This is a genomic window from Paraburkholderia sp. J12 (assembly GCF_905220215.1).
In the GTDB taxonomy this organism is placed as follows: domain Bacteria; phylum Pseudomonadota; class Gammaproteobacteria; order Burkholderiales; family Burkholderiaceae; genus Paraburkholderia.
In genome coordinates this window covers 494,499-518,517 of sequence record NZ_CAJMZC010000003.1, presented here as the reverse complement: position 1 = coordinate 518,517, position 24,019 = coordinate 494,499, and the positions used below count along the sequence as shown (strand labels likewise).

The following is a 24,019-nucleotide window of genomic DNA, read 5'->3' as shown; positions in this document are numbered from 1 at the left end:
TCCGGTTGGGTTGGTGGGGAATTTTATTGAAGATTGTGATTGCGCTGCCCGATTCAAGAAAATATCAAAAATCATTCTTCGACACGAAGGAGGATACGTTAATAGGAGCGACGACAAAGGGGGAGCGACGAATCACGGTATTGCATGGTCTACATGGCAGAAGTATGCTGAGGAAGACGTGGGTGTCACCCCAACGTTAGATAATTTGAAAGACCTGACGGAACAACAAGCTGAGGTCATTTATCTAAAGCGCTATTGGCAACCAAAGGGTTTTTGCGGCTTCAAAGATGAGCGCGTGGCGTTAATGTCATATGATTGGAGCATAACCTCTGGTGGAGCCGCATTGCAAATTCAAAAAATGTTGAATCAAAAATATCATTCAAATATTGTTGAGGATGGCGGTATGGGAAAACAAACAATCGATGCCATAAATGCCATCGTCGACCAGGAGTCGTTGCTTCAAGATATAGCAGCGATTAGGCGACAATACTATACGAATCTCACGATCAAGGATCCGGGTCAGATTGGTAACCTAAAGGGCTGGTTGAACAGGGTGAATGATTGCCTGCAGGTGCAAGTATGAACATGCGTAAATGCACTACCTTTCTGTTTTGTTCGGTAAGCACTCTGCTCTTCTATTCCATGTCATGGGGAGCGGAGGACCATTTTTCAGGTAATTGGGAATATGTAGAGCATGTTTCAGGATCAAGCAAGCCTTATTCCACCTTTGAAATAAAACTCAATGAGTCACCCGATGGCACTGTGACTGGATCGTATTGTTTTATCACCCAAAATGGAAACAGGATCGATTGTGGAAAAGAAGGAGAAGAAAATATCTATGGGCATGCACGCGAAGACGGACAAAGTGCAGAGATTCATTTTTATTCTTTTTTTGGTGCAAAAGACGGCCTTGCCGATTTGTCGAATTACAATAACACATTGAAATGGAAAGTCACAAAGAATCCGAAAGGCGATTTTTTCTACGGCCCTTATTCAGTGACCCTCATCCGGAAACAGGTCGACGCACACCAAGGCGAGCGCCAAGTAGTTGTAGATAAAGCTTTCTTATATCCAGCGCCATCGGAAACGAACGTTAAGACATATGTCGTTAAAGGGCAGTACGTGAAATTAATAAGTATTTCAGACGATTTTAAGTTCTGGAAGATTTCATACTCCGAAAAGAATGGACTCACAATAGAGCGATGGATCGATTGCCACGCCATTAACTCATGTCCCTGAGTCAAGCTCGTAGCACGCGTCCAGACTTTAATTCATCCGTCTAAAGCACGTACGTGTGCCATCCATTCATCCATTCATCCATTTCTCCATCACTGGCGGCCATGCTTCAAGTAAATCGGTGCGGGAATAAGTCATTTCGTCCTTGTTCGTGACTGTATGCGTGAGCGAACGCTTGCCCTTCTTGTTCGTTAACCTAATCTCCGAAACGAGGCCCGCATCTGATAATGTTTTTATGTCATCGAGTGCATTAACCACATTTAATTAAAAATCAATTCACTATCATAGAGTACATTTATAACGTGAGATGCATAAAATCAGTATTATATTTTTACTTTTCCCTCGTCTTTCAGCCATGCAGAGGAGCGCCACTATTCACAACAATTCGTGCAATGCAACAACGTAGCATCTACCGCAGATGACCAAGCCGATTGCATCACATACGAGGTCGGGCTAAAAAATCGATTGAATATTGCCTATGCGAATTTTATGAAGAAACTCGCACCCAAAGACAAGATATATCTAGAAAAAATTCAGCGAAAGTGGGTTACGTGAAGGGACAATAATTATAACTTCTTGGCGGAACACGTATCTGGATCTTTTGGCACGACAAGGACAACAAGCCTCGACTTCATGTTGCGATCCCTGTTTGACAGGGCCGTCGAGCTTGAAATGGTTTCGGATGAAATCAGTGCGAATTAAGTTTCAAAGAAATCTGGTCGCGCGCAGTTAGGTTGTCAGCACCCATGCCTGGCGCTATCAACTTTTTCTTGCCACGGCACCAGTATTTCAACCGCCAGTGTTTGGAGCCGTTGAGCATGATCTCGATATACATGCCTCAGCCATCAGCCAGCTTGCTGGATTTCTCTCGCGGCTTCGCCGGGTGTGTGTATATGAGGGAGAGCGAACAGCAATCGTCCGACCTGCCGTCTAACCCCACACCACGCGGCACCACCTCACTGCGCCTCCGGCATCGCCGACGAATGATGGCTGGTGATGAGCCAGCGCTTGCCGCTCCATCGGTACGTGAACGTATAGCGCGCGTGCACCGTCGATCCGTCGCCGAACGTGAACGTATAGAGCCCCGCGTCGATCGCCGTATTGCAGTCGATCTCGATCCAGTTCATGTCGATCTTCCCCACCGGTTTCTTCTTCAGGAACGAGACGAAGTAGTCGCGCTTCGTCTCCGGCGTGAGGCGGGGCTGGTTCGACACCGTCGGCAGCAGGATGGAACGCGTCGCGTAGTTGGCGACGACCTTGTCTGGATCGCCCGTTTGCAGCGACGCATTCCAGCGGTCGAACAACGCCGCGATTTCTTTCTGGCTCGCGTGCCGGCACGTTTCGGTCCGCGCGAATGCCGGGGCCGGCAACGATAAGGACAACACAACCACGCTCAGTCCCGTGACCGAGGCCGCAATCAGGGTTTGCATGAGGTCTCCCCGCCGGCGCAACGAAACGGCGCCGCAGTTCCCATTTAACGCGCGGCGTCTTTCAATCCGCTGTCGACGGATGCGCCGTGCACATGCCGCCTGCATCGTTCCGTGCGCAACCTGATGCGCAAACGTTGGCGTTCGCATCGCGTGCCACTACGTGCGCAAACATGGGAACACAGTTTGCTCCGCGCGCCATTTCGGCCTCCTTGACAGTGTTTCTACGCATCGGGAAAAACCCCGGTTGTGCAGGCCTCAAGTCAAGGCGGAACAAGCCGATGTCACAGTGAGGCGCGGATTTAGATGGTTCGTTCAATTGACAGCGGCTGATGTCATGATTCACTCTCTTTCGCATAATTAAGAAACAGGGAGGCAGACGCATGTTGGATCTATTCCGCGGCGTGGCGCTAGCCATGGTCGCCAGTCCTTTGCTGATTGCGTGCGGTGGCGGCAACGCCAGCGACCCAGGTCCCATTTCTCCCGCGCAATGCTCGGGCTCGACCTGTACGAATCAGGGTGCGCCCTCGAGCGCGACGGCCGCCACGGCCCTCTGTCCTGCCGATTCGGACATCGCAGCCAACACGTATCTCGGCGGCGCGGGCAGCGGCGAAGTCGTGAGCCTGAACATCAATCCCACGAACATGACGTACAAGCTCACGTGGCTTGCGTCGCCCATTCCGCTGCAGTCGAGCTCCGTGCAAAACACCCGCACCGGGCTCACAATCACCGGTGCCGTGCAGCATCCGCCTACGGGCTCGCTGCCCTCCGCCGCGCAAATCGCCTGTGCCTTCCAGCTCCAGGCCGGCACCGGCACGCTCAACGGCACGACCTATACGACGGCGTACAACAGCCAGAATCCGCCCACCATCTACGTCGGCTTCGGCGTGGCGGGCGGCGGCATTCCCGGCGCGACAGTCGATATCGATGGCGACGCCCAGGCCAATCTGCTGTTCCCGAACCAGCCGCCGCGCACGTTCGACTTCTATCCGTTCCTCGCTTTCTCCTCGGTCAGCACCAGCATTTCCGACCTGAAAGGCTCGTATAACGCGCTGCTCTACCACATCGTGCCGTCCTCGGAATTCGCTGCCGCCGCCAAGGTTTCGCAGGAGTCCTACGATAGTAGCGGCAACTGCAGCGTGCCGGGCGGCGCGACCAACACGAGTTGCGAAACGGCGTCGAGTACGTGGACGGCCGATCCGAACGGCAGCTATTTCACGAGCACCGACGCACCGCAGATCGAATCGCCCTCCAACAGCCTCTTCGGCAGCCCCACGGCGAGCGCGCATCTCATCCTCGGCAAGCTCAACGGGGCAATCGTGCCGGTCGTCGTCCGCACGGGCCACGTGCAGGAAATCGGAAGCGGCGGCCTCATTCCGCAAATCGACGACGAATCCGGCATCGCGCTGCTCGCGCCCGCCACGTCGCTCACGTCGGGTTCATTCGACGGCAGCTATATCGGCGCGGATTCGAACTTCGCCTATACCGCAGCGCTCATTCACGGCCAGCAGGGCGGCTTCCTCAAGCCTTCCACGATGACGACCGAAAGCACCTTCGTGCTCGACTACACGCAGACCCATCCGGGCCTGATCGGCGTGACGGACGGGCAGGGCAACGCGGGCAGTCTGATCGCGGTGGGCAGCCTCTACGGCATCTTCATCAACGGCGAGGAAAACGGCGGCGTCACGGCCAGTTCCGCGAACAGCACCACGCAGAACACGCCTTACTTCGGCGTGGGGGCGCTGATCCAGCCGCAATAGATTTTGCTTCGTATAACGAAATAATTGTGTAGAACCTGAGAAGCCAGAATGGGAGCCACCGGCCAGAGGGGGGCCGGTCCCCGCAAACAAGAATCGATCTGGAGACGCGGTATGAAATACAAGATTTTTGCGGCGTTCGCGATCGCCGCGCCGCTTCTGGCCGCGTGCGGCGGCGGGGGCGGGGGCGGCAGCAGCAGCAGTTCTGCCCCGGTGGCGGCAGCCTTGTGCCCGACCACGCTCGACTACAGCACGGTCTACACGGGCGGCGGCGGCGACGGCGAGCTCGTCAAGCTGCAGCTCGACACAACGAAGATGATCTGGCAGATCACCTACGTAGAGTCGCCGATTCCGCAAACCACCGGCACCGTCACGCCCACACGCGCGGGCCAGGTCGCCACCGGCACGCTCACTCCGGAAACCGAACTGCCGACGCAGAAGCTCAACCAGTGCGCCTACCGGCTCAACGGCGCGAGCCTCGACGCGAGCCGCCCGGCGCGCGTGTTCATCGGCGAAGGCGTGGCGGGCGGCACGATTCCCGGTGCCGAAATCGCCTACGCCGGCACGGGCGGCATCGGCGTGGTGCCGGACACGACCTTCCCGTACTACCCGTTCATCGGCTTCTCGTCGATCGACACCAACATCGCCGACGTCGCGGGTGTCTGGAACCAGGTCGGCTATCACCAGGTGCCCTCGCAGAACTTCCTGCCCGCCGCCGTCGACGCGAAGATCACCATCAACGCGGACGGCACCTGGACCGAGTGCGACAACACCGGCGTCAACGCGGGCAAATGCCAGCAGCCCGGCACGAACCTCGCCCAGTCGAGCGACGGCAGCGGCGCCTTCGAAACCGATCACTTCCAGGGGCAGGTCAAGCCCACGCTCGTCACCGGGCAACCGGCCGCGAAGGGCTTCATGATCGTCGGCAAGCTGCGCGGCCAGCTCGTGCCCGTGCTCGTGCGCACCGGGGTGGCGTATCCGTACATCGGCACCGATCCGCAAGGCGGCGCGACGGGACCGGTCGCCGACGACGAATCCGGCATTTCCGTGCTCGCGCCGCAATCGACGATCGCGGTGGACTCGCAGGACGGCGAGTACATCGGCGTGGACAGCCAGTTCGACTATCGCACCACCGCGCTCGAAGGCACCGAAGCCACGCTGCTCGACCCGTTCAACGCGTCGCAGGCCTCGCTCGCCACCGCCCTGGACCTGAGCTTCACCGAGACCGTGCCGGGCGTCGTGACGACCACGCACACGAACGCCTCGACCGGCAGCACGCCCACCGGCAAGATGATCTTCACGGGCGGCGTGTTCGGCTTCCTCGACATGTCCACGCCGTCTGCGCCGTACTTCACAGCCGGCGCGTTCGTTCAATAAGCAGTGCTGACTGGGCCCCGCTCGACCGGGGGCCCGTGCCAACGAGGTGACCGCCCGACGGCGACCGCACGATGCGGCTGCCGTACCGCAAGGCGCGCAAGGACCGGCGATCCGGCAGCAAGCCCGGGGGCCGCGCGCGGGCAGGGACACCCGAACCTGGGAGGACTAAATGAGACGCATCGTCATGGCGGCGCTGACCGCCGGGCTCTCGATGAGCGCCCACGCGCAGCATGCGGGCGACAACGTGGCCGTGCTCGGCTGGTTTCACGTCGCGCCGCAGGATTCGAGCACGCCGCTCACGACCAACGTCGCGCCCGTGCCGATCAATACGCCGCTGCGCCTGCCGAACAGCTTCACCTCGCAGGGCACCGGCCTTTCGACCGCCCACGCGGATACGGTGGGCCTCGTCTTCACCCACTTCCTGACCGACCATATCGCGGTCTCGTCGGTCGCCGGCGTTCCGCCTACCTTCAAGCTCTACGGCCACGGCACGATCAAGCCGCCGGGGCCGGCAGGCGCGCTCGGCAGCCAGAACCTGGGCGATCCGAACACGAATCCGATCGTCTCGAGCGTGCGCCAGTGGAGCCCGGCGCTCATCTTCCAATACTACTTCCGCGATGCCGATGCGAAGTTCCGGCCGTTCGTCGGCATCGGCGTGTCGTACAACTGGTTCTCGGACATCCAGCTCAATCCGGCCTTCGTCTCGGCCACGCAGAATGATCTCGGCTCCGTGCTCGCGGCGGGGGCCGGCAAGCCCGGACCGACGCAGGTCAGCGCAAAGGCTTCGGCCTCGTGGCAGCCGGTGTTCAACGCCGGTGCCGAATACAACATCACGGCGCATCTCGGGCTCGTGGCCTCGGTCACCTATATCCCGCTGAAGACCACCTCTTCGGTGATCGTGAAGGCCGCGGACGGCACCGAGCTCGCGGTGAGCAAGTCCGAACTGTCGGCAGACCCGATCATTTCGTTCCTCGCCGTCTCGTACCGGTTCTGATGTCCGGGCCATGATCCGCCGCGCGTTCGTGGGCGAGCGCACGCTCGCGCCGCGCCACGTTCTGCCGTCGCCGCATCGGCTCGCGTTAAAATCGGCGCATGCCGAAACCGCCCAGACTCTCCCCTGCCGAATCCACGCCGGCCGACAGCGAATACACGGTCGACGAACTCGCGCGCGTGGCCGCGACCACGGTGCGCAACGTGCGCGCCTACCAGGACCGCGACCTCCTCATGCCGCCCGAGAAACGCGGGCGCGTGGGCATCTACAACGACTCGCACGTCGCGCGGCTCAAGCTCATCAATCACCTGCTCGCGCGCGGCTACACGCTCTCGAACATTCAGGATCTCATCAAGGCCATCGACGACGGCGGCGACCTGCGCTCGATCCTCGGCCTCGAAAACGCGATTGGCGGCCGCTGGACCACGGCGCGCCCCAAGACCTACTCGATCCGCCAGCTCGTGAAGATGTTCGGGCCGCAGGCGCCGGGGCAACTCACGCGCCTCTCGGAACTCGGGCTGGTGGAGCGGCGCGGCCTCTCGTTCGTCGCACGCAATCCGGCCATGCTGGACGCGGCCGCGGCCACCGTGCGCGAGGGCATCCCCGCGCGCGACCTGCTGGAAGTGCTGCAACAAACGCGTCCGCACTTCGACGCCATCGCCCAGGTGCTGGTGGAGATGGTGGTGCGGCATCTGGACCGCTACGACGCGGGCGCGCTGCCGCCGCCCACCGACATGCCCGCGCTCGTCGATGCCATCTGGCGTCTGCGCCCGCTCGCCACGGTGTTCGTCGAGAACGAGATCCTGCGCGCGCTGGAGGAACAGTCAAGCGCTTATCTGGGCGGCCGGGTGGCGACCATACTCGACAAGAAACTGGGCAGCCAGACCGCGCGCGAGCCGAAAGCGGCGAACGCAGCGCAAACGCCGCACGCCGGGCGCAAGACGCCCGCGAAAAAGGCCTCCGCCGTGCGCGCGGTGCCGCGCAAGACGCCGCGGCCCGCGGCCAAACCCATCCGCACCACGCGCAAAACCGGCACCACCAAGTCCTGAATGGAACGCACCGGCGCAGCCGGTGCGCGTCCCCGCCGATCTCCTCAGGCATCCCCCGGTCTTTCGCCGCGCGCCCAGGCGCGCGGCCTCATTCCCCCTGTCCTGAATGCCCGAAAGCCCCGCCAGCCAAGGCTTCGACGCATTCCAGCACGCTTTCTTCAGACCGATCGTTCCCCCTAGAGCGCCACATCTAGACGCTTGCGCCGCGGCCAAAACCGGCCTATGTTTACATCCATCAATGTAACAGTTAAGAATGAACCATAGGGAGACGCTCCGGATGAACGCACGCACCCGGTCTTTCGACCCGGCCGGCGATGACCGCCTTGGGGGGACCATCGGCATGGAGGCCATCGACATCGCCATCATCGGCACCGGCTTTGCCGGCCTCGGCATGGCGATCCGCCTGCTGCAAACCGGTCATACGCGCTTTGCCGTGTTCGAGAAAGCCGACACGGTGGGCGGCACCTGGCGCGACAACCACTACCCCGGCTGCGCCTGCGACGTGCAATCGCACGTCTATTCGTTCTCCTTCGCGCCCAATCCGCGCTGGACACGCATGTTCGCGCCGCAGCCGGAAATCCGGGCGTACCTGGATCACTGCGTGGCGCGCTTTGGCCTGACGCCCTATCTGGGCTTCGGACACGAACTGACAAGCGCCACCTACGACGAAGCCGCGCATTGCTGGCGCCTCGTCTTCGCCAACGGCAAGCGGCTCGCCGCGCGCGTGCTGATCTCCGGCATGGGCGGTCTTTCGCGCGCGGCCCTGCCGGCCATCGCCGGCATCGAAACCTTCGCGGGCAAGGCGTTCCACTCGCAGCACTGGGACCACGGCTATGCGCTCGAAGGCAAACGCGTGGCCGTGATCGGCACCGGCGCGAGCGCGATCCAGTTCGTGCCGCAGATTGCACCGCGCGCGGCGCAGCTCGCGCTCTTCCAGCGCACGCCGCCGTGGATCATGCCCAAACCCGATCGCGCGCTCTCGAAGTTCGAGCAGTGGATGTTCCGCGCGCTGCCCTTCACGCAGAAGCTCGCGCGCGCCGGCCTTTACTGGATGCTCGAATCGCGCGTGCTGGGCTTCGCGATCCATCCGTCGCTCATGAAGAACGTGCAGAAGCTCGCGCTGCGCCACATCCGCCATCAGGTGCCCGACCCGGCGCTGCGCGCCGCCGTCACGCCCGACTACACCATTGGCTGCAAGCGCGTGCTGATTTCGAACGACTACTACCCGGCGCTCTCGCGCAAGAACGTGAACGTCGTGACGGCCCCCATCGAACGCGTGGACGCCACTGGCGTCGTCACGGCCGACGGCGTGCACCACGAAGTGGACTGCCTGATCTACGGCACCGGCTTCCAGGTGGCCGATCCGTTCCCGCCCGGCACCGTGGTGGGCCGCGGCGGCGCGGATATCGTCGAGACCTGGCGCAACGGCGCGCATGCGTATCTGGGCACCTCGTTACCTGGTTATCCGAATTTTTTCATGATCGTGGGCCCGAACACGGGACTCGGCCACAACTCGATGGTGTTCATGATCGAGTCGCAGATCGAATACATCCTCGGCGCGCTCGACGCCATGCAGCGCGACCGCGCCGACGCGATCGAAGTGCGCCCGCACGTGGAAGCCCGCTACAACGAACGCATCCAGAAGAAGCTCGACCGGGCGATATGGTCGGTGGGCGGCTGCAAGAGCTGGTATCTCGATCCGCGCAGCGGCAAGAACACCACGCTGTGGCCGGGCTTCACATGGCGCTTCCGGCAGGCAACGGCGCACTTTTCGCTCGCCGACTACCAGGTGTACCGCGTCCGGCAGCCCGGGCACGCGCAGGCGCCGGTGGCCGTCGCCGCCCCCTCCACCATCGAACCGGCCTGAACGAGCGGTGTACCACTCAAAGGGAGACCTCCGATCATGAAAGATTTCAGCAACAAGGTCGCAGCCATCACCGGCGCCGGGTCGGGCATGGGCCGCGCGCTCGCGATCCAGCTCGCCGAAGCCGGCTGCCACCTCTCGCTCGCCGACCGCAACGCCACCGGCCTTGCCGAAACCGAGCGCATCGTGCGCACGCTCGCCCCCACGGTGCGCGTGACGACGTTCGTGTTCGACGTGGCCAGCCGCGACGCGATGCAGGCCTACGCCGACGAAACCGCCGCCGCGCACGGCCGCGTGAACCTCATCTTCAACAACGCGGGCGTGGCGCTCTCCAGCACGATCGAGGGCATGGCGTATGCCGACCTCGAATGGATCATGAACATCAACTTCTGGGGCGTAGTACATGGGACCAAGGCGTTTCTGCCTTATCTCAAGGCCTCCGGCGAAGGACATATCGTCAATACGTCGAGCATTTTCGGCATCTTCGCCCAGCCCGGCATGAGCGCCTACAACGCCACCAAGTATGCCGTGCGCGGCTTCACCGAATCGCTGCGCCAGGAGCTCGACATGATGCGGTGCGGCGTCTCGGCCACTTGTGTCCATCCGGGCGGCATCCGTACCAGCATCGCTCAGTCGAGCCGAATCTCGCCCAACATGATCGGCTTCATGGTGGCGAGCGAGCAGCAAGGCAAGGACGACTTCGAGAAGTTCTTCATCACGACGGCCGACGACGCCGCGCGCGCCATCCTGCGCGGCGTGCGCCGCAACAGCCGGCGCGTGCTGATCGGGCGCGACGCGCGCGCCGCCGACTGGCTCGCGCGCACGCTGCCTGCGGCCTACCAGGCGCTCGTGGTAATGAGCGCGCGACGCGAAGCGGCGAAGGCGCGGCGCAGGGCCGGCCGCGCGAGTACCGCGGATTTCGCACCCACGTCAACGCATAACGAGGCAGGCAACAAACCGCAACAGTCGTTGCATGGGATCGGAGCCAGTGCTGAAGCACTCACTCCGAATCGACAGGGAGAAACAGCATGATGCCGATACGGCGCGACATACGCTTTGCATTACCGCCCGACCGGGCTTGTGACTGGCACGCCGAGGGCGTGGCAGTCACCCACTTCTTCAACGCGCTTTCGCTCCTCTTTCCGGCGGGCGAGCGCTTCTTTATGGACTCCGTACGGCATTACCGCGACGGCATACAGGACCCGGATCTCAAGAAACAGGTGATGGGGTTCATCGGCCAGGAAGCGATGCACACGCGCGAGCACATCGAATACAACGATCTGCTGCAGGCCGCGGGCCTGCCCGCGCACAAGCTCGACAAGCGCCTGTGGGCGATCCTGAACTTCGCCCGCAAGATCCTGCCGCCTTCGCTGCAACTCGCGCAGACGGTGGCGCTCGAGCACTACACGGCGATGCTCGCCGACCTGCTGCTCGCCGATACGGCACGCCACATCGGGGACTCCGTGGAAGGCTACAAGCAGATGTGGCTGTGGCACGCGCTCGAAGAGACCGAGCACAAGTCCGTCTCGTTCGACGTATGGAACGTGTCGATCAAGCCTGGCCTCAAACGCTATCTGATGCGCACGGGCACCATGCTCGCGACCACCGTGCTGTTCTGGGTCATCGTGTTCGACTACCACACGGCGCTCATGCGCACGCACGGCCGCCGCCAGGGCAAGGTGACGGGCAAGTGGCAGCTCATCAAGTTCCTCTATGGTCCGCGTCACGGCGTGTTCCCCGGCATCGCGCTCGAATGGCTGCGCTTTTTCAAGCCCAGCTTCCATCCGTGGGATCAGGACAACCGGCGCCATCTCGCGCGCCTCGACGGCCTGATCGAGCAGATCGACGCGACCAATGCGCAATATGCGGCGCAAGCCGCACCGCGCCGCGTGCCGCTGCATCCGGGCGCAAACGCGAAACCCGCGTGAGCGACGTCATGCGCCCGGGGCCCGAGACTACGCACGAGACCTTCGCGGTGCAGTCCGACGACGCGCGGCTCGCGGTGTATGCGAGCGGCCCCGCCGACGCGCCGCCCGTGATCCTCGTGCATGGCTATCCCGACTCGGCAGCCGTGTGGGAGCCGCTGCGCCGCGAACTGGACGCGCGCTATCGCGTGATCGCCTACGACGTGCGCGGCGCGGGCGCGTCCCAAGTGCCGCGCGAGCGCGCGGCCTACCGGCTCGCGCAACTCGCCCGCGATCTGATGGCAGTGGCCGACGCGACCTGCGGCACGCAGCCGTTCCATCTGGTTGGCCACGACTGGGGGTCGATCCAGAGTTGGGAAGCCGTCACCGATCCGGCCAATGCAGCCCGGATCGCGTCGTACACGTCGATCTCCGGGCCCTGCCTCGACCATGTGTTTCGCACTCCGCTCGATCTGCGCCAGACGCTGAAATCGTGGTACATCGCGTTCTTCCATCTGCCGTTCGTGCCCGAACTCGTCTGGCGCGCAGGGGGCGCGCGGTTGTGGCCATGGTGGCTCTGGAAGACCGAGCGCGTGCGCGCAGCACGGGATCCGCACCAGTTGCGCAACAGCCTGAATGGGTTGAAGCTGTATCGCGCGAACTTTCTCGCCCGTGCGCGCAAACCGCGCGAGCGCAGCACGCGCATACCGGTGCAGTTCCTCGTGCCGCGCTTCGACCGCTACGTCACGCCCGCGCTCTCCGAAGGGCTCGACCGCTGGCTTGGGCGCTACCGGCGCGAGATGATCGCATCGACGCACTGGACCGTGGTGCGCGATGCGCCGCTCATCGCCGCGCGCATCGACAGTTTTGCCGCCTGGGTGGCGAGCGAATCGCCGCCGTCCGCCGTACCGGCCGCCGCGCACACGGCGGCCCATGCTTTGCCCGAAGGCACCTGAGAGACAACCTAACGAAGAGACACAGGGGCCGGGCGCCCCTGGATCGACCCACTCCAACATCAAGAGGTCAGCCGGTGAACCCTATCGCAACGCTTCCCCTCACCATCGCCGCAGCCGCGGCGGCTTTGGCCGTCGCCGGCGCGGGACTCGCCGCCTTCTCGCGGCGCACCGCGCGCCGCATCGAACAGGCGGTGCCGATGGACGGCCAGCTCATCGATATCGGCGGCGACCGCATTCACTATGTCGAGCGCGGCGAGGGACCGCCCATCGTGTTCGTCCACGGGCTGAGCGGGCAGATGCGCAACTTCGCCTACCTGCCCATCGATGCGCTCGCACGCCACCATCGCGTGATCCTGATCGACCGGCCGGGTACCGGCTACTCCACGCGCGGCCCGCGCTCCGCGGCGAATGTCTATGCCCAGGCGGAGACGGTCGTGCGCTTCTTCGCGGCGCTCGGGCTCGACAAGCCCGTGCTCGTGGGGCACTCGCTGGGCGGGGCGGTTGCGCTTGCCGTTGCGCTCAATCATCCGCAGGCGGTATCGCGGCTCGCGCTGATCGCGCCGCTCACGCATGTGCAGACCGAAGTGCCGAAGGCGTTTCGCGCGCTCGTGATCCGCTCGGCATTCGTGCGCCGCATCGTGGCGCGCACGCTGGCCACGCCCGTTGCGCTCGCCACCAGCGCGACCGTACTCAAGCAGGTCTTCGCGCCCGAAGCCGTGCCGGCCGACTTTCCGCAGCGCGGCGGCGGCATGCTGAGCCTGCGGCCCCAGGGGTTTCTCGGCGCGTCGGAGGATCTCGTCGCCATCGAAGGCACCGGCGACCTCGCCGACATGGAGCAGCGCTATGCGCAGCTGGAGGTGGACACCGACGTGCTGTTCGGTCGCGGCGACATCGTGCTCAACTGGATCCGCCACGGCGATGCGCTGCGGCGGCGCTCGAAGCGGGTCGCGCTGAAGGTGGTGGAAGGCGGCCATATGCTGCCCGTCACCGCGCCGCAGGCAACGGCCGCGTGGCTGCAGGCCGTGGTGTCGGGCGCGACGGCGCGCGGCGTGGACGGCGGTCGCGAGACCGCTTCCGCCGAGCTGGACGAAGCCGTTCAGGCCCCGCGCAAGCACGCGTAGCAGGCATTGCACGCGCCCGACACGCACTAGAGCGACTGCTCTGTAGACCTAAATGTCAAGACAGGGTTGCCTTGCTATTGTGGAGATGGCGCACGTATCGCCCACGACAAAACCGGAGACAAGCATGGCAGCCCAACCCCAGAGCGCGGCCTTGTCCGCCTTCACGCCCGCAGACGGCCTACCTGAGACCGACGGCATCTGGTACGCATCCTATCCGCCCGGTGTGCCGCACGAGATCGACGTGTCGCGCTACGCGTCGATCGTCGAGTACTTCGACGAATGCGTGGCGACGTTCAGCGAGCGCGTGGCCTACGTGAGCATCGGCTCGACGCTCACCTATGGCGAACTCGCACGCAAGGCCGAAGCGTTCGCCGCCTGGTTGCAAGGAGTGGGCGTGCAGGCGGGCGAGCGTGTCGCGATCATGCTGCCGAACACTTTCCAGTATCCGGTCGCGCTTTTCGGGGCACTAAAGGCCGGTGCCGTGGTGGTCAACGTCAATCCGCTCTATACGCCGCGCGAACTCGCGCACCAGCTCAAGGACAGCGGCGCACGCGCCATCGTCGTGTTCGAGAACTTCGCGCACACGCTCGAAGAGGCGCTGCCGGGCACCCAGGTCGAACACATCGTGGTCACCGCGCTCGGCGACCTGCTTGCCGATGGCGCGAACCTCAAAGGCCATCTGCTGAACTTCGTGCTGCGGCACGTGAAAAAAATGGTGCCCAGGTACCGCCTTCCGCAAGCCATCAGGCTGCGCTTCGCACTGGTGGCCGGCGCGAAGCGCACGCTCGTGCCCGTGCCGCGCACGCCCGGCGATCTCGCGTTCCTCCAGTACACGGGCGGCACCACCGGGGTCGCGAAGGGCGCGATGCTCACGCATCGCAACATCATCGCGAACGTGCTGCAGGCGAAGGCGTGGTCCGAATCGCAGCTCACCGGCGAGATCGAAACGGTTCTCACGCCGCTGCCGCTCTATCACATCTATTCGCTCACGGTGAACGCACTGATCTTCCTGGGTCTGGGCGGACGCAACATCCTGATCGCGAATCCGCGCGACACGAAGCGCATGATGATGGTCCTGCGCCGCGAGACCTTCACCGGCATCACCGCCATCAACACGCTCTACAACGCGCTCCTCGACAACGAAGCATTCTGCCGGCGCGACTTCTCCGCACTCAAGCTCGCCATGGCAGGCGGCATGGCCACGCAGAAGGCCGTGGCCGATCGCTTCAAGGCCGTGACGGGCCAGCCGATCATCGAAGGCTACGGGCTCACCGAGTGCTCGCCCATCGTCTCGACCAATCCGGTCGATCTCAAGAACCTGCGCGACTTCGAAGGCTCGATCGGACTGCCCGTGCCTTCCACGCAGGTGCGCCTGCGCCGCGAGGACGGCACGTGGGCGGGCATCGACGAGGCGGGCGAGCTATGCGTGAAGGGTCCGCAGGTGATGCTCGGCTACTGGGGACGGCCAGACGAAACGGCGAAGGTGCTCGATGCCGACGGTTGGCTCGCAACGGGCGACATCGGCGTGATGAATGCCCAGGGCTTCATGAAGATCATCGACCGCAAGAAGGACATGATCCTCGTCTCGGGTTTCAACGTCTATCCGAACGAGATCGAAGAGGTGGTGGCCATGCACCCGGACGTGCGCGAAGTCGCGGCGATCGGCGTGCCCGACACGGTGCAGGGCGAACGCGTGAAAATCTTCGTGGTCTCGCGCAATCCCGCGCTCACCGCCGAAGACCTGCTCCAGCATTGCCGCCGCAACCTCACGGGCTACAAGATGCCGCGCGCCGTCGAGTTCCGCGACGCGCTGCCGCAAACGAACGTCGGCAAGATCCTGCGCCGTGCGCTGCGCGACGAGGAGATCGCAAGGCTCGCACGCCCCGCGAATACCAGGTAGCAAACGCGCGGGACCGGATGTTCATGGTCCCGCGCATCATTTCAAACAGGGAGACAAAAAATGAAACCGCAACAAACGCCGGCGCCGCGCGCCAAAGTCCGCTTGATCCGATCTCTGGCCTGTGCGGCGTTCGCGCTGGCTTCGGCCGTCGCGCTCGCGCAAAGCGGCACGCCCGCGCCTGCCGCCGGCGACGACACCGGCGCGACGCAAGGCGTCGCCGCCACGGCCCCCGCGCAGGTCGGCAAGCTGCCCATCGAGCAACAGGTGCGCTGGCTTCAGCATGCCCAGCGCAGCGGCGCACTCGAGAAAATGGACGACGCCCAGTTGACCTCGCTCTTCCAGTCGCTCGATCCGCTCGTGGTGCCCACGCTCATCAAGCTCGGCCCCTCAGGCTATCCGTCCTACGAGTTCGAACTGTGGCGCTGGGAGCGACTGAACGGCAAGTGGCCGAGCCAGCCCGCGCACATGCAGGTCAAGCTCGAGCACGACCCGCTGCGGATCTACGCGAAGTGGCTGTCCGACGGCGATCATTCGGGCGAGGAAGTGATCTACGACGCCTCGAAGCGCAGCGACGAAATGTACGGGCACCTGGGCGGCCTGCTAGGCGTGATGCCGATGTGGACGGCGCTCGACGGCACGCTCGCGCGCTCGCAGTCGAATCACAAGATCACCGACCTCGGCACCGAATTCATCACGAGCCAGTTCATGACCGACGCGAAAAAGTACGTCGAGGTGGGGGCCCCGTACACGCCGCAGGTCGAGGTGAAAGTGATGAACGGCGTGCGCGTGGTGGCGCTGACCTACGTCTCGCCGGCCGGCAAGCCGCAGTACTACGCGAAGAAGCAGACGCTGGGCCTCGATCTGCGGCATCCGTATTTCCGCACGGTCGAAGCGTATGACGACAGCGGCCAGATGTTCGAGAGGATCGTGATCGACAAGATCGAGCCGAAGACTTTCGACGCAGCGGTGTTCGATCCGAAGAATCCCGATTACAAGTTCTGAGTCGCTTATCGCGCCCCCCGGTCAAGGCAAGGCCGGGCAGCGCGCTGAAGAAGAAAGGTGAGCCTTTTCGGGAAGCGACCTGCGCGACAGGCGCCGCGCAGGTACTCAAGCTCGTTCAGGTGAGTGTTTCCAGGAGATCGGGACCGCTAACGACGTGTTTCAATCGCTCAGGTGAACCTGGCAGATCGAAAACCCTCACGTTTTGGCCACGAAACGTTCGAAACGTCTCCTGGAACTACTCACTTTTGCCCTTTTTCGCGGTCGAACGCTTAGGGTGATGCGCATCGTGCCATGTCACGCACCGCCCAGCCCCCGAAAACCCTCACCTCAAGCCTAGTCGTGCGCCATCGCATGCTCGACGCTCAACTGCGTGGGCATCATGTTGTCGTTCGCATTGCGCATGACCCACAGCGACAGCCCGACGATCACCGCGATCAGGAATGCCGTGCACACGAAGATGCCGGTGTTCGAACGCTGGCTGCGCGCCGAGCCGATGTGCAGGAAATACCCGAGCTGCACGACCAACTGGGCGACGCACAGCACGACGATGGCCGCGAGTCCCACTTCGGGCGAACCGATATGAAACATGACCACGCCGAACGAGGCGAGCGTGAGCACGAGCGAAAGAACCGTGCCGATCAGATAGCTTTTCAGGCTGCCGTGCGCATCGTCGTGGTCGGCCGGATGGGTGGCGTGAGGGTGGGTCACAGCATGCCTCGCAGATAAACGAAGGTGAAAACGCAGATCCACACGAGATCGAGAAAGTGCCAGAAGAGGCTCAGGCACGCGAGGCGCCGGCGCACGGTGCTGGTGAGACCGAATTTCATGGTCTGATGCATCGTGATCGCGATCCACAGCAGACCGGCCGTCACGTGAAGCCCGTGCGTGCCGACCAGCGTGAAGTACGCCGAAAGATACGCACTCGTGCCGGGGCCCGTGCCGTCGGCCACGAGCTTGGCGAACTCGTTCACCTCCATGCCCACGAAACCCGCACCGAACACGAAGGTCACGGCGAGCCACGCGAACACCTGCGCGCGCCGGTTCGCGTGAAGACCCAGCATCGCCATGCCGAAGGTGACGCTGCTCGCGAGCAGCAGCAGCGTTTCGCCGAGCACGTAAGGCAGCTCGAACAGCTGCTTCGCGCCGGGGCCGCCCGCTGTCGCGTTCGCGAGCACGCCGAAGGTGGCGAAGAGCGTCGCGAAGATGAGGCAGTCGCTCATCAGGTAGATCCAGAAGCCAAGCGTGGTCTTCGTGCTGTCCTCGTGGCCGTGATGATGTAGTGCAGCGTGAGCCATGACTTACGCGACCTCCTTCAGTTCCAGTTCCGCCAGCCGTTCGAAGCGGGCGTTCTCCATGCGCTCGACCTCGGCGGCCGGCACCCAGTAATCGACATCCTGGTCGTAGCTGCGCCGGATGAACGTGGCGACCATGCCGATGAAGCCCAGCGCCACGAAAGGCCACATGTGCCAGACAAACGCGAAGCCGAACAGCAGGCTGAATGCGGCAATGATGAAACCCGCGCCGGTATTGCGCGGCATGTGGATGTCTTCGTAGGCAGGCGGCTGCGCATAGGCGCGGCCCGTTTCCTTGTTGTCCCAGTGCTGCTCCATGGACGTGATCCGGGGCAGCACGGCGAAGTTGTAGAACGGCGCCGGCGAGGCCGTGGACCATTCGAGGCTGCGGCCGTCCCACGGATCGCCCGTGAAATCGCGGTTCGCTTCCCGGTCGCGCACGCTCACCACGATCTGCACGATCAGCGCGAGAATGCCGAGGCCCACGAACACCGCGCCCACGAGCGCCACCACGAGCCAGGGATGCCACTCGGGCACGTCGTAGTGATTCATGCGCCGCGTCATGCCCATGAAGCCGAGGATGTAAAGCGGCGTGAAAGCGAGCCAGTAGCCGATCAGCCAGCACCAGAACGACACCTTGCCCCAGAACTCGTTGAGCGTGAAACCGAACACCTTGGGGAACCAGAAACTCACGCCCGCAAGACAGCCGAACACCACGCCGCCGATGATCACGTTGTGAAAGTGCGCGACGAGAAAGAGCGAGTTGTGCAGCACGAAATCCGCGCCCGGCACGGCCAGCAGCACGCCGGTCATGCCGCCCACGGCGAAAGTCACCATGAAGCCGATGGTCCAGAGCGTGGCGCTGTGATAGCGGATGCGGCCGCGGTACATCGTAAAGAGCCAGTTGAAGAGCTTCACGCCGGTCGGGATCGAAATGATCGTGGTCATGATGCCGAAGAAGGCATTGACGTTCGCGCCCGAGCCCATGGTGAAAAAGTGGTGCAGCCAGACGAAGAACGAGAGGATGCCGATGGAAGCCGTCGCGTACACCATCGACTTGTAGCCGAAGAGCGGCTTACCGGAGAACGTGGCGATGATCTCGGAGAAGGCGCCGAACGCGGGCAGGATCAGGATGTACACCTCGGGATGGCCCCACACCCAGATCAGGTTGATGTACATCATCGCGTTGCCGCCCAGCTCGTTCGTGAAGAAGTGCATGCCGAGATAGCGGTCCATCGTGAGCAGCGCGAGCGTGCCCGTGAGCACGGGAAACACGGCGACGATCAGGATGTTGGTGATGAGCGCGGTCCAGACGAACACCGGCATCTTCATCAGGTCCATGCCGGGCGCGCGCAGGCGCAGGATCGTCACGATGAAGTTGATGCCGGAGAGCGTGGTGCCGAGACCCGATAGCTGCAACGACCAGATGTAGTAATCGACGCCCGTGGTGGGGCTATACCCCAGCTCCGAGAGCGGCGGATACGCCACCCAGCCCGTGGCCGCGAAATCGCCGACGAACATCGAGACCATCACCAGCACCGCGCCCACGACGGAAAGCCAGAAGCTCAGCGAGTTGACGAACGGGTAGGCCACGTCGCGCGCGCCGATCTGCAGCGGCACGACCACGTTCATCAGCCCGAGGATGAGCGGCGTGGCCACGAAGAAGATCATGATGACGCCGTGCGCCGTGAAGATCTGGTCGTAGTGATGGGGCGGAAGATAGCCGGCGGCGTCGCCGTAGGCGAGAGCCTGCTGCACGCGCATCATGATCGCGTCGGCGAAGCCGCGCAGCAGCATGACGATCGCGAGGATGATGTACATGACGCCGATGCGCTTGTGATCGACCGAGGTGATCCATTCGCGCCACAGATAACCCCACTTGCCCGCGATCGTGACCGCGGCGAAGAGGGCAAGGCCGAGAAGCGCCACGACGGCGCCCGTGCCCATGATGATGGGCTCGTGCCAGGGAACGGCATCGAGCGTGAGTTTTCCGAACATGGTTGATTACTCCGCTGCCAGGGTGGCGCCCGCGCGGGCGCCGCGGCGGTCGAGGGTGAAGGCCGGCACGCCGGCGCCGCAGATGGGATTGCCGTTGGCGTCGCGCATGTACTTGTTCGCCACGCCGTCGAAGAGCCCCGGCACCACGCCCGAGTAAAGCGTCACGGGCGCCTTCTCGCCGGGCTGCGCGAGGCGCGTGTAGGCGGCCACGTCGAGGTGCTCGGGCGAAGCCTTGGCGCGTGCGATCCAGGCGTCGAAGTCGGCGCGGCTCGTGGCGACGGTGTCGAAGTGCATGTCGGAGAAGCCCGGGCCGCTGAACGCCGCCGAGCGGCCCGCATAGACGCCGGGCGCGTTCGCGATCAGATGGAGCTTCGTCTGCATGCCCGACATCGCGTACACCTGGCTGCCCAGTTGCGGGATGAAGAACGAGTTCATGAGCGACTCGGCGGTGATCCGGAACGACACTGGCGTGCCCACGGGAATCGCGAGCTGGTTCACGGAGGCGACGCCGTAGTCGGGGTAGATGAAGAGCCACTTCCAGTTGAGCGCCACCACCTCCACGCGCAGCGGCTTTTCCTGCGATTCGATGGGCCGGTAGGGATCGAGCGCGTGCGTGGTGCGCCAGATCAGCACGCCGAGCGTCAGCACGATCACGCACGGAATCGACCAGACCACGACTTCGATGACCGTCGAGTGCGCCCATTTCGGCGCATAGGTCGCGCGCGGATTGCCCGCGCGATAGCGCCACGCGAACCAGAGCGTGAGCGCGATCACCGGAATCACGACGAGCAGCATGAGACCGAGAGCGATGAGGATCAGGTGCTTTTCCTGCACGCCGATGTCGCCCTTGGGGTCGAGCAGCACCATGTTGCAGCCGGAAAGAAGCGCCGCAGCGCCGAGGGCGAGGAGCTTCGCACTCCGTATGAAGCCCTGCCGCAATGCCGGCGGACGGAGTGTGTCCCCTGCCTGCGCCAATGTAGGTGGTTTTTGCATGTCATAACCCGAGGTTGCGGTTCTCGCAAACCCATGCAAAACCGCATTCGGCCACCGCCCGATGGAGTCGTTTCGGCTCTCTGGCCCGGTGAGCATGCTTTGTGCCATTAGCATACAAAGCACACCATGTATGGATTTACGTCCTAACTCTGGGCATGCTAGAGTAAGACATAGATCAGACATCCGCGGCGAAATGACGCGCACCTCTTCAGCAGAATCGACCGGCGAAACGCTTGCCTGGCTCTCCGGCTTCACGCCCGGCGCGGGGCCTCGCTATGCGCAGCTCGCCACCTTCATCGAGCGCGCCATCGCCACCGGCGCGCTGCGGCCCGGCGACCGCCTGCCGCCGCAGCGCATGCTCGCCGACCTGCTCGGCGTGAATCTCACCACCGTCACGCGTGGCCTGAACGAGGCTCATCGTCGTCATCTGATCGAATCGCGCGGGCCGCTCGGCACCTTCGTGGCGCCTTCCCGGGTCGAACTGGCCCAGCTCGTCGACCTGAGCATGAACATTCCGCCGCCGCCCGCGGACGTCGATCTCGAAGCGCTGTTGCGCGATGGCATGTCGCAGGTGCTGATCCGCAGCGACATCGATCTGCTGATGACCTATCACCTGGGCGGCGGCAGCAAGGCAGACCGCCATGCCGGCGCGCAGTGGCTCAGGCCGGTTATCGGCGCGGTCGATCCCGCGAAGGTGGTGGTGTGCCCCGGCGCCCAGTCGGCGCTCGCGGCGCTGATCCTCTCGGCGACGCAGGCGGGCGACGTGATCCTGACCGAGCCGCTCGTGTATCCCGGCCTGCCGCTCGTGGCACGGCAACTGGGGCGCCGCGTGGAATGCGTGGCCACCGACGCCGACGGCATGCGGCCGGACATGCTCGAAGCCGCGTGCCGCGAGCACGATGCGCGCTTGCTATACCTGAATCCGACGCTGCAAAACCCGACCGCGGCCACCATGCCGGAATCGCGCCGCCTCGCAATCGGCGCCATTGCGGCGCGATTCGCTGTGCGCATCGTCGAAGACGACCCGTACTGGCGCTTCGCCGAAGACGCGCCGCCGCCGTTCGCCCGGCTCGTGCCGCAGCAGACTTACTACCTTTCCACGTTGTCGAAATGCCTCTCGCCGGGACTGCGGACCGCGTATCTCGTCCTGCCGGACGCGCAGAGCGAAGCGCCGTTTCTCGCTTCGCTACGCTCGCTCTCGCTCATGGCCACGCCGTTGACCACGGCGCTGGTGGCGCAATGGATGCACGACGGCTCCGCCGCACAGTTGCTCGCCGGCGTGCAGGCGGAGGCACGCTCGCGCCAGCAACTCGCGCGCCGCATTCTGGGCGGCGCGGCACACGCCGGAAGCGTGAAAAGCACGGGAAGCGCAGGCGGCATTCATGTATGGCACGTGTTGCCGGACCATTGGTCCGCCAACGAACTCACGGCATTCGCCCGCTCCGAGGGTCTGGTGGTGGCGCCCGCCTCGGCCTTCCATAGCGGCAGGCAGGCGCCCAACGCCGTGCGGATTTCATTGGGCGGATGCGCCGGGCGTTCCGAGCTGACCGCGGCGCTGCGCAAGCTCGCGGATATGCTTGAACGCAGACCTCATAGCGATACCGCTATCGTGGTTTAGTGCCGGCGCATGCTCACTCGCTGCACACGCCGTATCATCGCCAGGGAGTCCGTATGAACCGGCGCGCTGCGCCGGTCTCCTGGACCATTACTCCGTCACGGCATGGCTCAGCAAGGTCTTGGGCTCCAGGTAGGCGCCCATGCCCCACTTGCCCATTTCCCGTCCAAGCCCGGAGTGCTTGAACCCGCCGAAGGGTGCACGCGGCTCGTGAGCCAGTGTATTGACAAGTACACGGCCGGAATCGATCTGCCGCGCCACGCGCTCGCAGCGTTCGCGGTCCTTGCCCAACACGAGGGCGCTCAGTCCATAGCGCGTATCGTTAGCAATGCCGATCGCGTCAGCCTCGTCCTCGTAGGGGATGATGGTGAGCACGGGGCCAAAAATTTCCTCGCGCGCGATGCGCATCTGGTTGTCGGCACGGCTGAAGATCGTCGGCTTGACGAACCAGCCCGCGTGCAAGCCCTCCGGCCGGCCCTCGCCACCTGCCAGCAGCATCGCGCCTTCGTCCTGTCCGATACGGATGTAGTGCTGCACCCGCTCCCATTGCTTCTGGCTCACCATCGGGCCGATGTCGGTATCGGCATGGCGCGGGTCGCCGGACCGGATCTGCGAGACCGCCTCCTTCGCTACCGCTTCGAATTCGGCCAGGCGGTTGCGCGGCACGAGGATGCGCGTGCCCGCAATGCAGGCCTGGCCGCTGTTGGCAAAGCCCGCCTGCAACACCATCGGCATGATGGCGGCGAAGTCCGCATCCTCCAGCACCACCGTGGGCGACTTGCCGCCCAGCTCCAGGGTCACGCGCTTCATCGTGGCGGCGCCCGTGGCCACCAGATGCTGCCCCACTGCGGACGACCCCGTGAACGAGATCTTGGCGACGCCGGGATTGCGCGCGATCTCTTCGCCGACCACGTCGCCGCGACCATTGACGATGTTGAATACGCCCGGCGGCAGGCCAGCTTCATGCAGCGCTTCGGTCACGATCTGCGTCTGCATCGCGCTCATCTCGCTGGGTTTGATGACGGCGGTGCAACCCGCTGCCAGCGCGGTGGCCAGCTTGTTGCAGATAAAGCCCGCATTGCTGTTCCAGGGCGTGATGAGACCCGCGACGCCCACGGGCGTCTGGATCACGGTGGCGGCGCCCGCTTGTTCCTCGAACACGAAGGCCTTCAGCGCATCGATCGCCTGGGCGATGACATCGGCCGGATACGTCGCCATCCAGCGCCCGCGCGCCGCAGGCGCACCGTATTCCGCAAGAATGGCCTCCATCAAGGCCTCTTCACGCGCGGCCACGGCCCGGTGCATGCGCTGCAGGGCCGCGATGCGCTCGTCGCGCGTGGTGCGCGACCAGGCAGGGAACGCCGCCCGGGCTGCCGCGATGGCGCGCTGCGCGTCCTGCTCGTCGCCCAGCCACACCTGGCCGATGACTTCCTCGGTGCTCGGGTTGTGAAGATCGAACCATTCCTGGCCGTGCGGCGTGACGAATTCGCCGTTGATGTAGATCTGTTCAATGCGTTGCATGGTGGCTCCCTGGGAG

At 63.8% G+C, this 24,019-nt stretch carries 20 protein-coding genes and 1 pseudogene; 14 read left to right on the top strand and 7 right to left on the bottom strand.

All coding sequences use genetic code 11. From position 1 onward, the window contains the following. Together U5760_RS11105 and U5760_RS11100 are read left to right on the top strand one after the other, a co-directional pair. Positions 1 to 583, top strand: a 583-nt coding sequence (locus U5760_RS11105; protein ID WP_322011708.1) for a glycoside hydrolase family 108 protein, incomplete at its 5' end; no start/stop codon positions are given. Further along, a complete protein-coding gene (locus U5760_RS11100) occupies positions 580 to 1,239 on the top strand; it encodes a hypothetical protein (RefSeq protein WP_322011706.1) in 660 nt (219 codons plus the stop codon). The genes U5760_RS11105 and U5760_RS11100, both read left to right, overlap by 4 nt. Positions 1,240 to 1,924: 685 nt before the next feature. Here U5760_RS11100 and U5760_RS11095 read toward each other — a convergent pair. Then, complete coding sequence (locus U5760_RS11095; protein ID WP_322011704.1) at positions 1,925 to 2,071, bottom strand: hypothetical protein; 147 nt, start codon at positions 2,069 to 2,071, stop codon at positions 1,925 to 1,927. 121 nt (positions 2,072 to 2,192) lie between these two features. Further along, complete coding sequence (locus U5760_RS11090) at positions 2,193 to 2,666, bottom strand: SgcJ/EcaC family oxidoreductase (protein WP_322011703.1); 474 nt, start codon at positions 2,664 to 2,666, stop codon at positions 2,193 to 2,195. A 380-nt stretch (positions 2,667 to 3,046) separates the two neighbouring features. On the opposite strand from U5760_RS11090, the gene U5760_RS11085 reads away from it, so the two are divergent. From U5760_RS11085 to U5760_RS11035, 11 genes and pseudogenes are all read left to right on the top strand, one after another. Further along, positions 3,047 to 4,423 carry a DUF2957 domain-containing protein gene (locus U5760_RS11085; RefSeq protein ID WP_322011702.1) on the top strand — a complete coding sequence of 459 codons (1,377 nt, stop codon included), beginning with the start codon at positions 3,047 to 3,049 and terminating at the stop codon, positions 4,421 to 4,423. A 111-nt stretch (positions 4,424 to 4,534) separates the two neighbouring features. Then, complete coding sequence (locus U5760_RS11080) at positions 4,535 to 5,797, top strand: DUF2957 domain-containing protein (protein ID WP_322011701.1); 1,263 nt, start codon at positions 4,535 to 4,537, stop codon at positions 5,795 to 5,797. 169 nt (positions 5,798 to 5,966) lie between these two features. Continuing rightward, positions 5,967 to 6,791 carry an OmpW/AlkL family protein gene (locus tag U5760_RS11075; protein ID WP_322011700.1) on the top strand — a complete coding sequence of 275 codons (825 nt, stop codon included), beginning with the start codon at positions 5,967 to 5,969 and terminating at the stop codon, positions 6,789 to 6,791. A gap of 98 nt (positions 6,792 to 6,889) precedes the next feature. Further along, the gene (locus U5760_RS11070) at positions 6,890 to 7,837 is read left to right on the top strand and encodes a MerR family transcriptional regulator (protein WP_322011699.1); all 948 of its coding nucleotides are present in this window, start codon (positions 6,890 to 6,892) and stop codon (positions 7,835 to 7,837) included. Positions 7,838 to 8,114: 277 nt separating this feature from the next. Next, entirely contained in the window at positions 8,115 to 9,704 is a 1,590-nt protein-coding gene (locus tag U5760_RS11065) for a flavin-containing monooxygenase (protein WP_415914076.1), read from the top strand. 36 nt (positions 9,705 to 9,740) lie between these two features. Further along, positions 9,741 to 10,670: pseudogene (locus U5760_RS11060) on the top strand (SDR family NAD(P)-dependent oxidoreductase); the annotation flags it as partial. A gap of 59 nt (positions 10,671 to 10,729) precedes the next feature. After that, positions 10,730 to 11,629 (top strand): metal-dependent hydrolase, encoded by a 900-nt coding sequence (locus tag U5760_RS11055; protein WP_322011698.1) that lies wholly within the window; start codon positions 10,730 to 10,732, stop codon positions 11,627 to 11,629. An 8-nt stretch (positions 11,630 to 11,637) separates the two neighbouring features. Then, the gene (locus U5760_RS11050) at positions 11,638 to 12,561 is read left to right on the top strand and encodes an alpha/beta fold hydrolase (protein WP_322011739.1); all 924 of its coding nucleotides are present in this window, start codon (positions 11,638 to 11,640) and stop codon (positions 12,559 to 12,561) included. A 74-nt stretch (positions 12,562 to 12,635) separates the two neighbouring features. Beyond that, a complete protein-coding gene (locus U5760_RS11045; RefSeq protein WP_415914075.1) occupies positions 12,636 to 13,682 on the top strand; it encodes an alpha/beta fold hydrolase in 1,047 nt (348 codons plus the stop codon). A gap of 124 nt (positions 13,683 to 13,806) precedes the next feature. After that, complete coding sequence (locus tag U5760_RS11040) at positions 13,807 to 15,582, top strand: AMP-binding protein (RefSeq protein WP_322011697.1); 1,776 nt, start codon at positions 13,807 to 13,809, stop codon at positions 15,580 to 15,582. A 60-nt stretch (positions 15,583 to 15,642) separates the two neighbouring features. Then, positions 15,643 to 16,584, top strand: coding sequence for a DUF1571 domain-containing protein (locus tag U5760_RS11035; protein WP_322011696.1), 942 nt, complete (start codon positions 15,643 to 15,645; stop codon positions 16,582 to 16,584). A gap of 333 nt (positions 16,585 to 16,917) precedes the next feature. Here U5760_RS11035 and cyoD read toward each other — a convergent pair whose 3' ends face one another. Genes cyoD through cyoA form a run of 4 tightly spaced genes read right to left on the bottom strand, consistent with a single transcriptional unit; the run spans position 16,918 to position 20,741 of the window. After that, complete coding sequence (gene cyoD / locus U5760_RS11030) at positions 16,918 to 17,292, bottom strand: cytochrome o ubiquinol oxidase subunit IV (protein WP_322011695.1); 375 nt, start codon at positions 17,290 to 17,292, stop codon at positions 16,918 to 16,920. Continuing rightward, positions 17,289 to 17,879, bottom strand: coding sequence for a cytochrome o ubiquinol oxidase subunit III (gene cyoC, locus U5760_RS11025; protein ID WP_322011693.1), 591 nt, complete (start codon positions 17,877 to 17,879; stop codon positions 17,289 to 17,291). The genes cyoD and cyoC overlap by 4 nt, the downstream gene beginning before the upstream one ends. A gap of 3 nt (positions 17,880 to 17,882) precedes the next feature. Next, positions 17,883 to 19,874: a cytochrome o ubiquinol oxidase subunit I gene (gene cyoB / locus U5760_RS11020; RefSeq protein ID WP_322011691.1), complete on the bottom strand. Its 1,992-nt coding sequence runs from the start codon at positions 19,872 to 19,874 to the stop codon at positions 17,883 to 17,885. Positions 19,875 to 19,880: 6 nt separating this feature from the next. Continuing rightward, positions 19,881 to 20,741 carry a ubiquinol oxidase subunit II gene (gene cyoA / locus U5760_RS11015; RefSeq protein ID WP_415914084.1) on the bottom strand — a complete coding sequence of 287 codons (861 nt, stop codon included), beginning with the start codon at positions 20,739 to 20,741 and terminating at the stop codon, positions 19,881 to 19,883. Positions 20,742 to 21,060: 319 nt separating this feature from the next. Between cyoA and U5760_RS11010 the strand changes: the two genes are divergently transcribed. Continuing rightward, a complete protein-coding gene (locus U5760_RS11010; RefSeq protein WP_322011688.1) occupies positions 21,061 to 22,485 on the top strand; it encodes a PLP-dependent aminotransferase family protein in 1,425 nt (474 codons plus the stop codon). Positions 22,486 to 22,572: 87 nt separating this feature from the next. Here the strand turns inward: U5760_RS11010 and U5760_RS11005 are convergent, their stop codons facing one another. Beyond that, the gene (locus U5760_RS11005; RefSeq protein ID WP_322011687.1) at positions 22,573 to 24,003 is read right to left on the bottom strand and encodes an aldehyde dehydrogenase family protein; all 1,431 of its coding nucleotides are present in this window, start codon (positions 24,001 to 24,003) and stop codon (positions 22,573 to 22,575) included. Between the last annotated feature and the right edge of the window lie 16 nt (positions 24,004 to 24,019).

Coding starts and splice junctions, on each gene's coding strand:
- U5760_RS11100 (WP_322011706.1), top strand. CDS start 580: ATGAACATGCGTAAATGCACTACCTTTCTGTTTTGTTCGGTAAGCACT.
- U5760_RS11095 (WP_322011704.1), bottom strand. CDS start 2,071: ATGTATATCGAGATCATGCTCAACGGCTCCAAACACTGGCGGTTGAAA.
- U5760_RS11090 (WP_322011703.1), bottom strand. CDS start 2,666: ATGCAAACCCTGATTGCGGCCTCGGTCACGGGACTGAGCGTGGTTGTG.
- U5760_RS11085 (WP_322011702.1), top strand. CDS start 3,047: ATGTTGGATCTATTCCGCGGCGTGGCGCTAGCCATGGTCGCCAGTCCT.
- U5760_RS11080 (WP_322011701.1), top strand. CDS start 4,535: ATGAAATACAAGATTTTTGCGGCGTTCGCGATCGCCGCGCCGCTTCTG.
- U5760_RS11075 (WP_322011700.1), top strand. CDS start 5,967: ATGAGACGCATCGTCATGGCGGCGCTGACCGCCGGGCTCTCGATGAGC.
- U5760_RS11070 (WP_322011699.1), top strand. CDS start 6,890: ATGCCGAAACCGCCCAGACTCTCCCCTGCCGAATCCACGCCGGCCGAC.
- U5760_RS11065 (WP_415914076.1), top strand. CDS start 8,115: ATGAACGCACGCACCCGGTCTTTCGACCCGGCCGGCGATGACCGCCTT.
- U5760_RS11055 (WP_322011698.1), top strand. CDS start 10,730: ATGATGCCGATACGGCGCGACATACGCTTTGCATTACCGCCCGACCGG.
- U5760_RS11050 (WP_322011739.1), top strand. CDS start 11,638: ATGCGCCCGGGGCCCGAGACTACGCACGAGACCTTCGCGGTGCAGTCC.
- U5760_RS11040 (WP_322011697.1), top strand. CDS start 13,807: ATGGCAGCCCAACCCCAGAGCGCGGCCTTGTCCGCCTTCACGCCCGCA.
- U5760_RS11035 (WP_322011696.1), top strand. CDS start 15,643: ATGAAACCGCAACAAACGCCGGCGCCGCGCGCCAAAGTCCGCTTGATC.
- cyoC (WP_322011693.1), bottom strand. CDS start 17,879: ATGGCTCACGCTGCACTACATCATCACGGCCACGAGGACAGCACGAAG.
- cyoB (WP_322011691.1), bottom strand. CDS start 19,874: ATGTTCGGAAAACTCACGCTCGATGCCGTTCCCTGGCACGAGCCCATC.
- cyoA (WP_415914084.1), bottom strand. CDS start 20,741: ATGGTGCTGCTCGACCCCAAGGGCGACATCGGCGTGCAGGAAAAGCAC.
- U5760_RS11010 (WP_322011688.1), top strand. CDS start 21,061: ATGACGCGCACCTCTTCAGCAGAATCGACCGGCGAAACGCTTGCCTGG.
- U5760_RS11005 (WP_322011687.1), bottom strand. CDS start 24,003: ATGCAACGCATTGAACAGATCTACATCAACGGCGAATTCGTCACGCCG.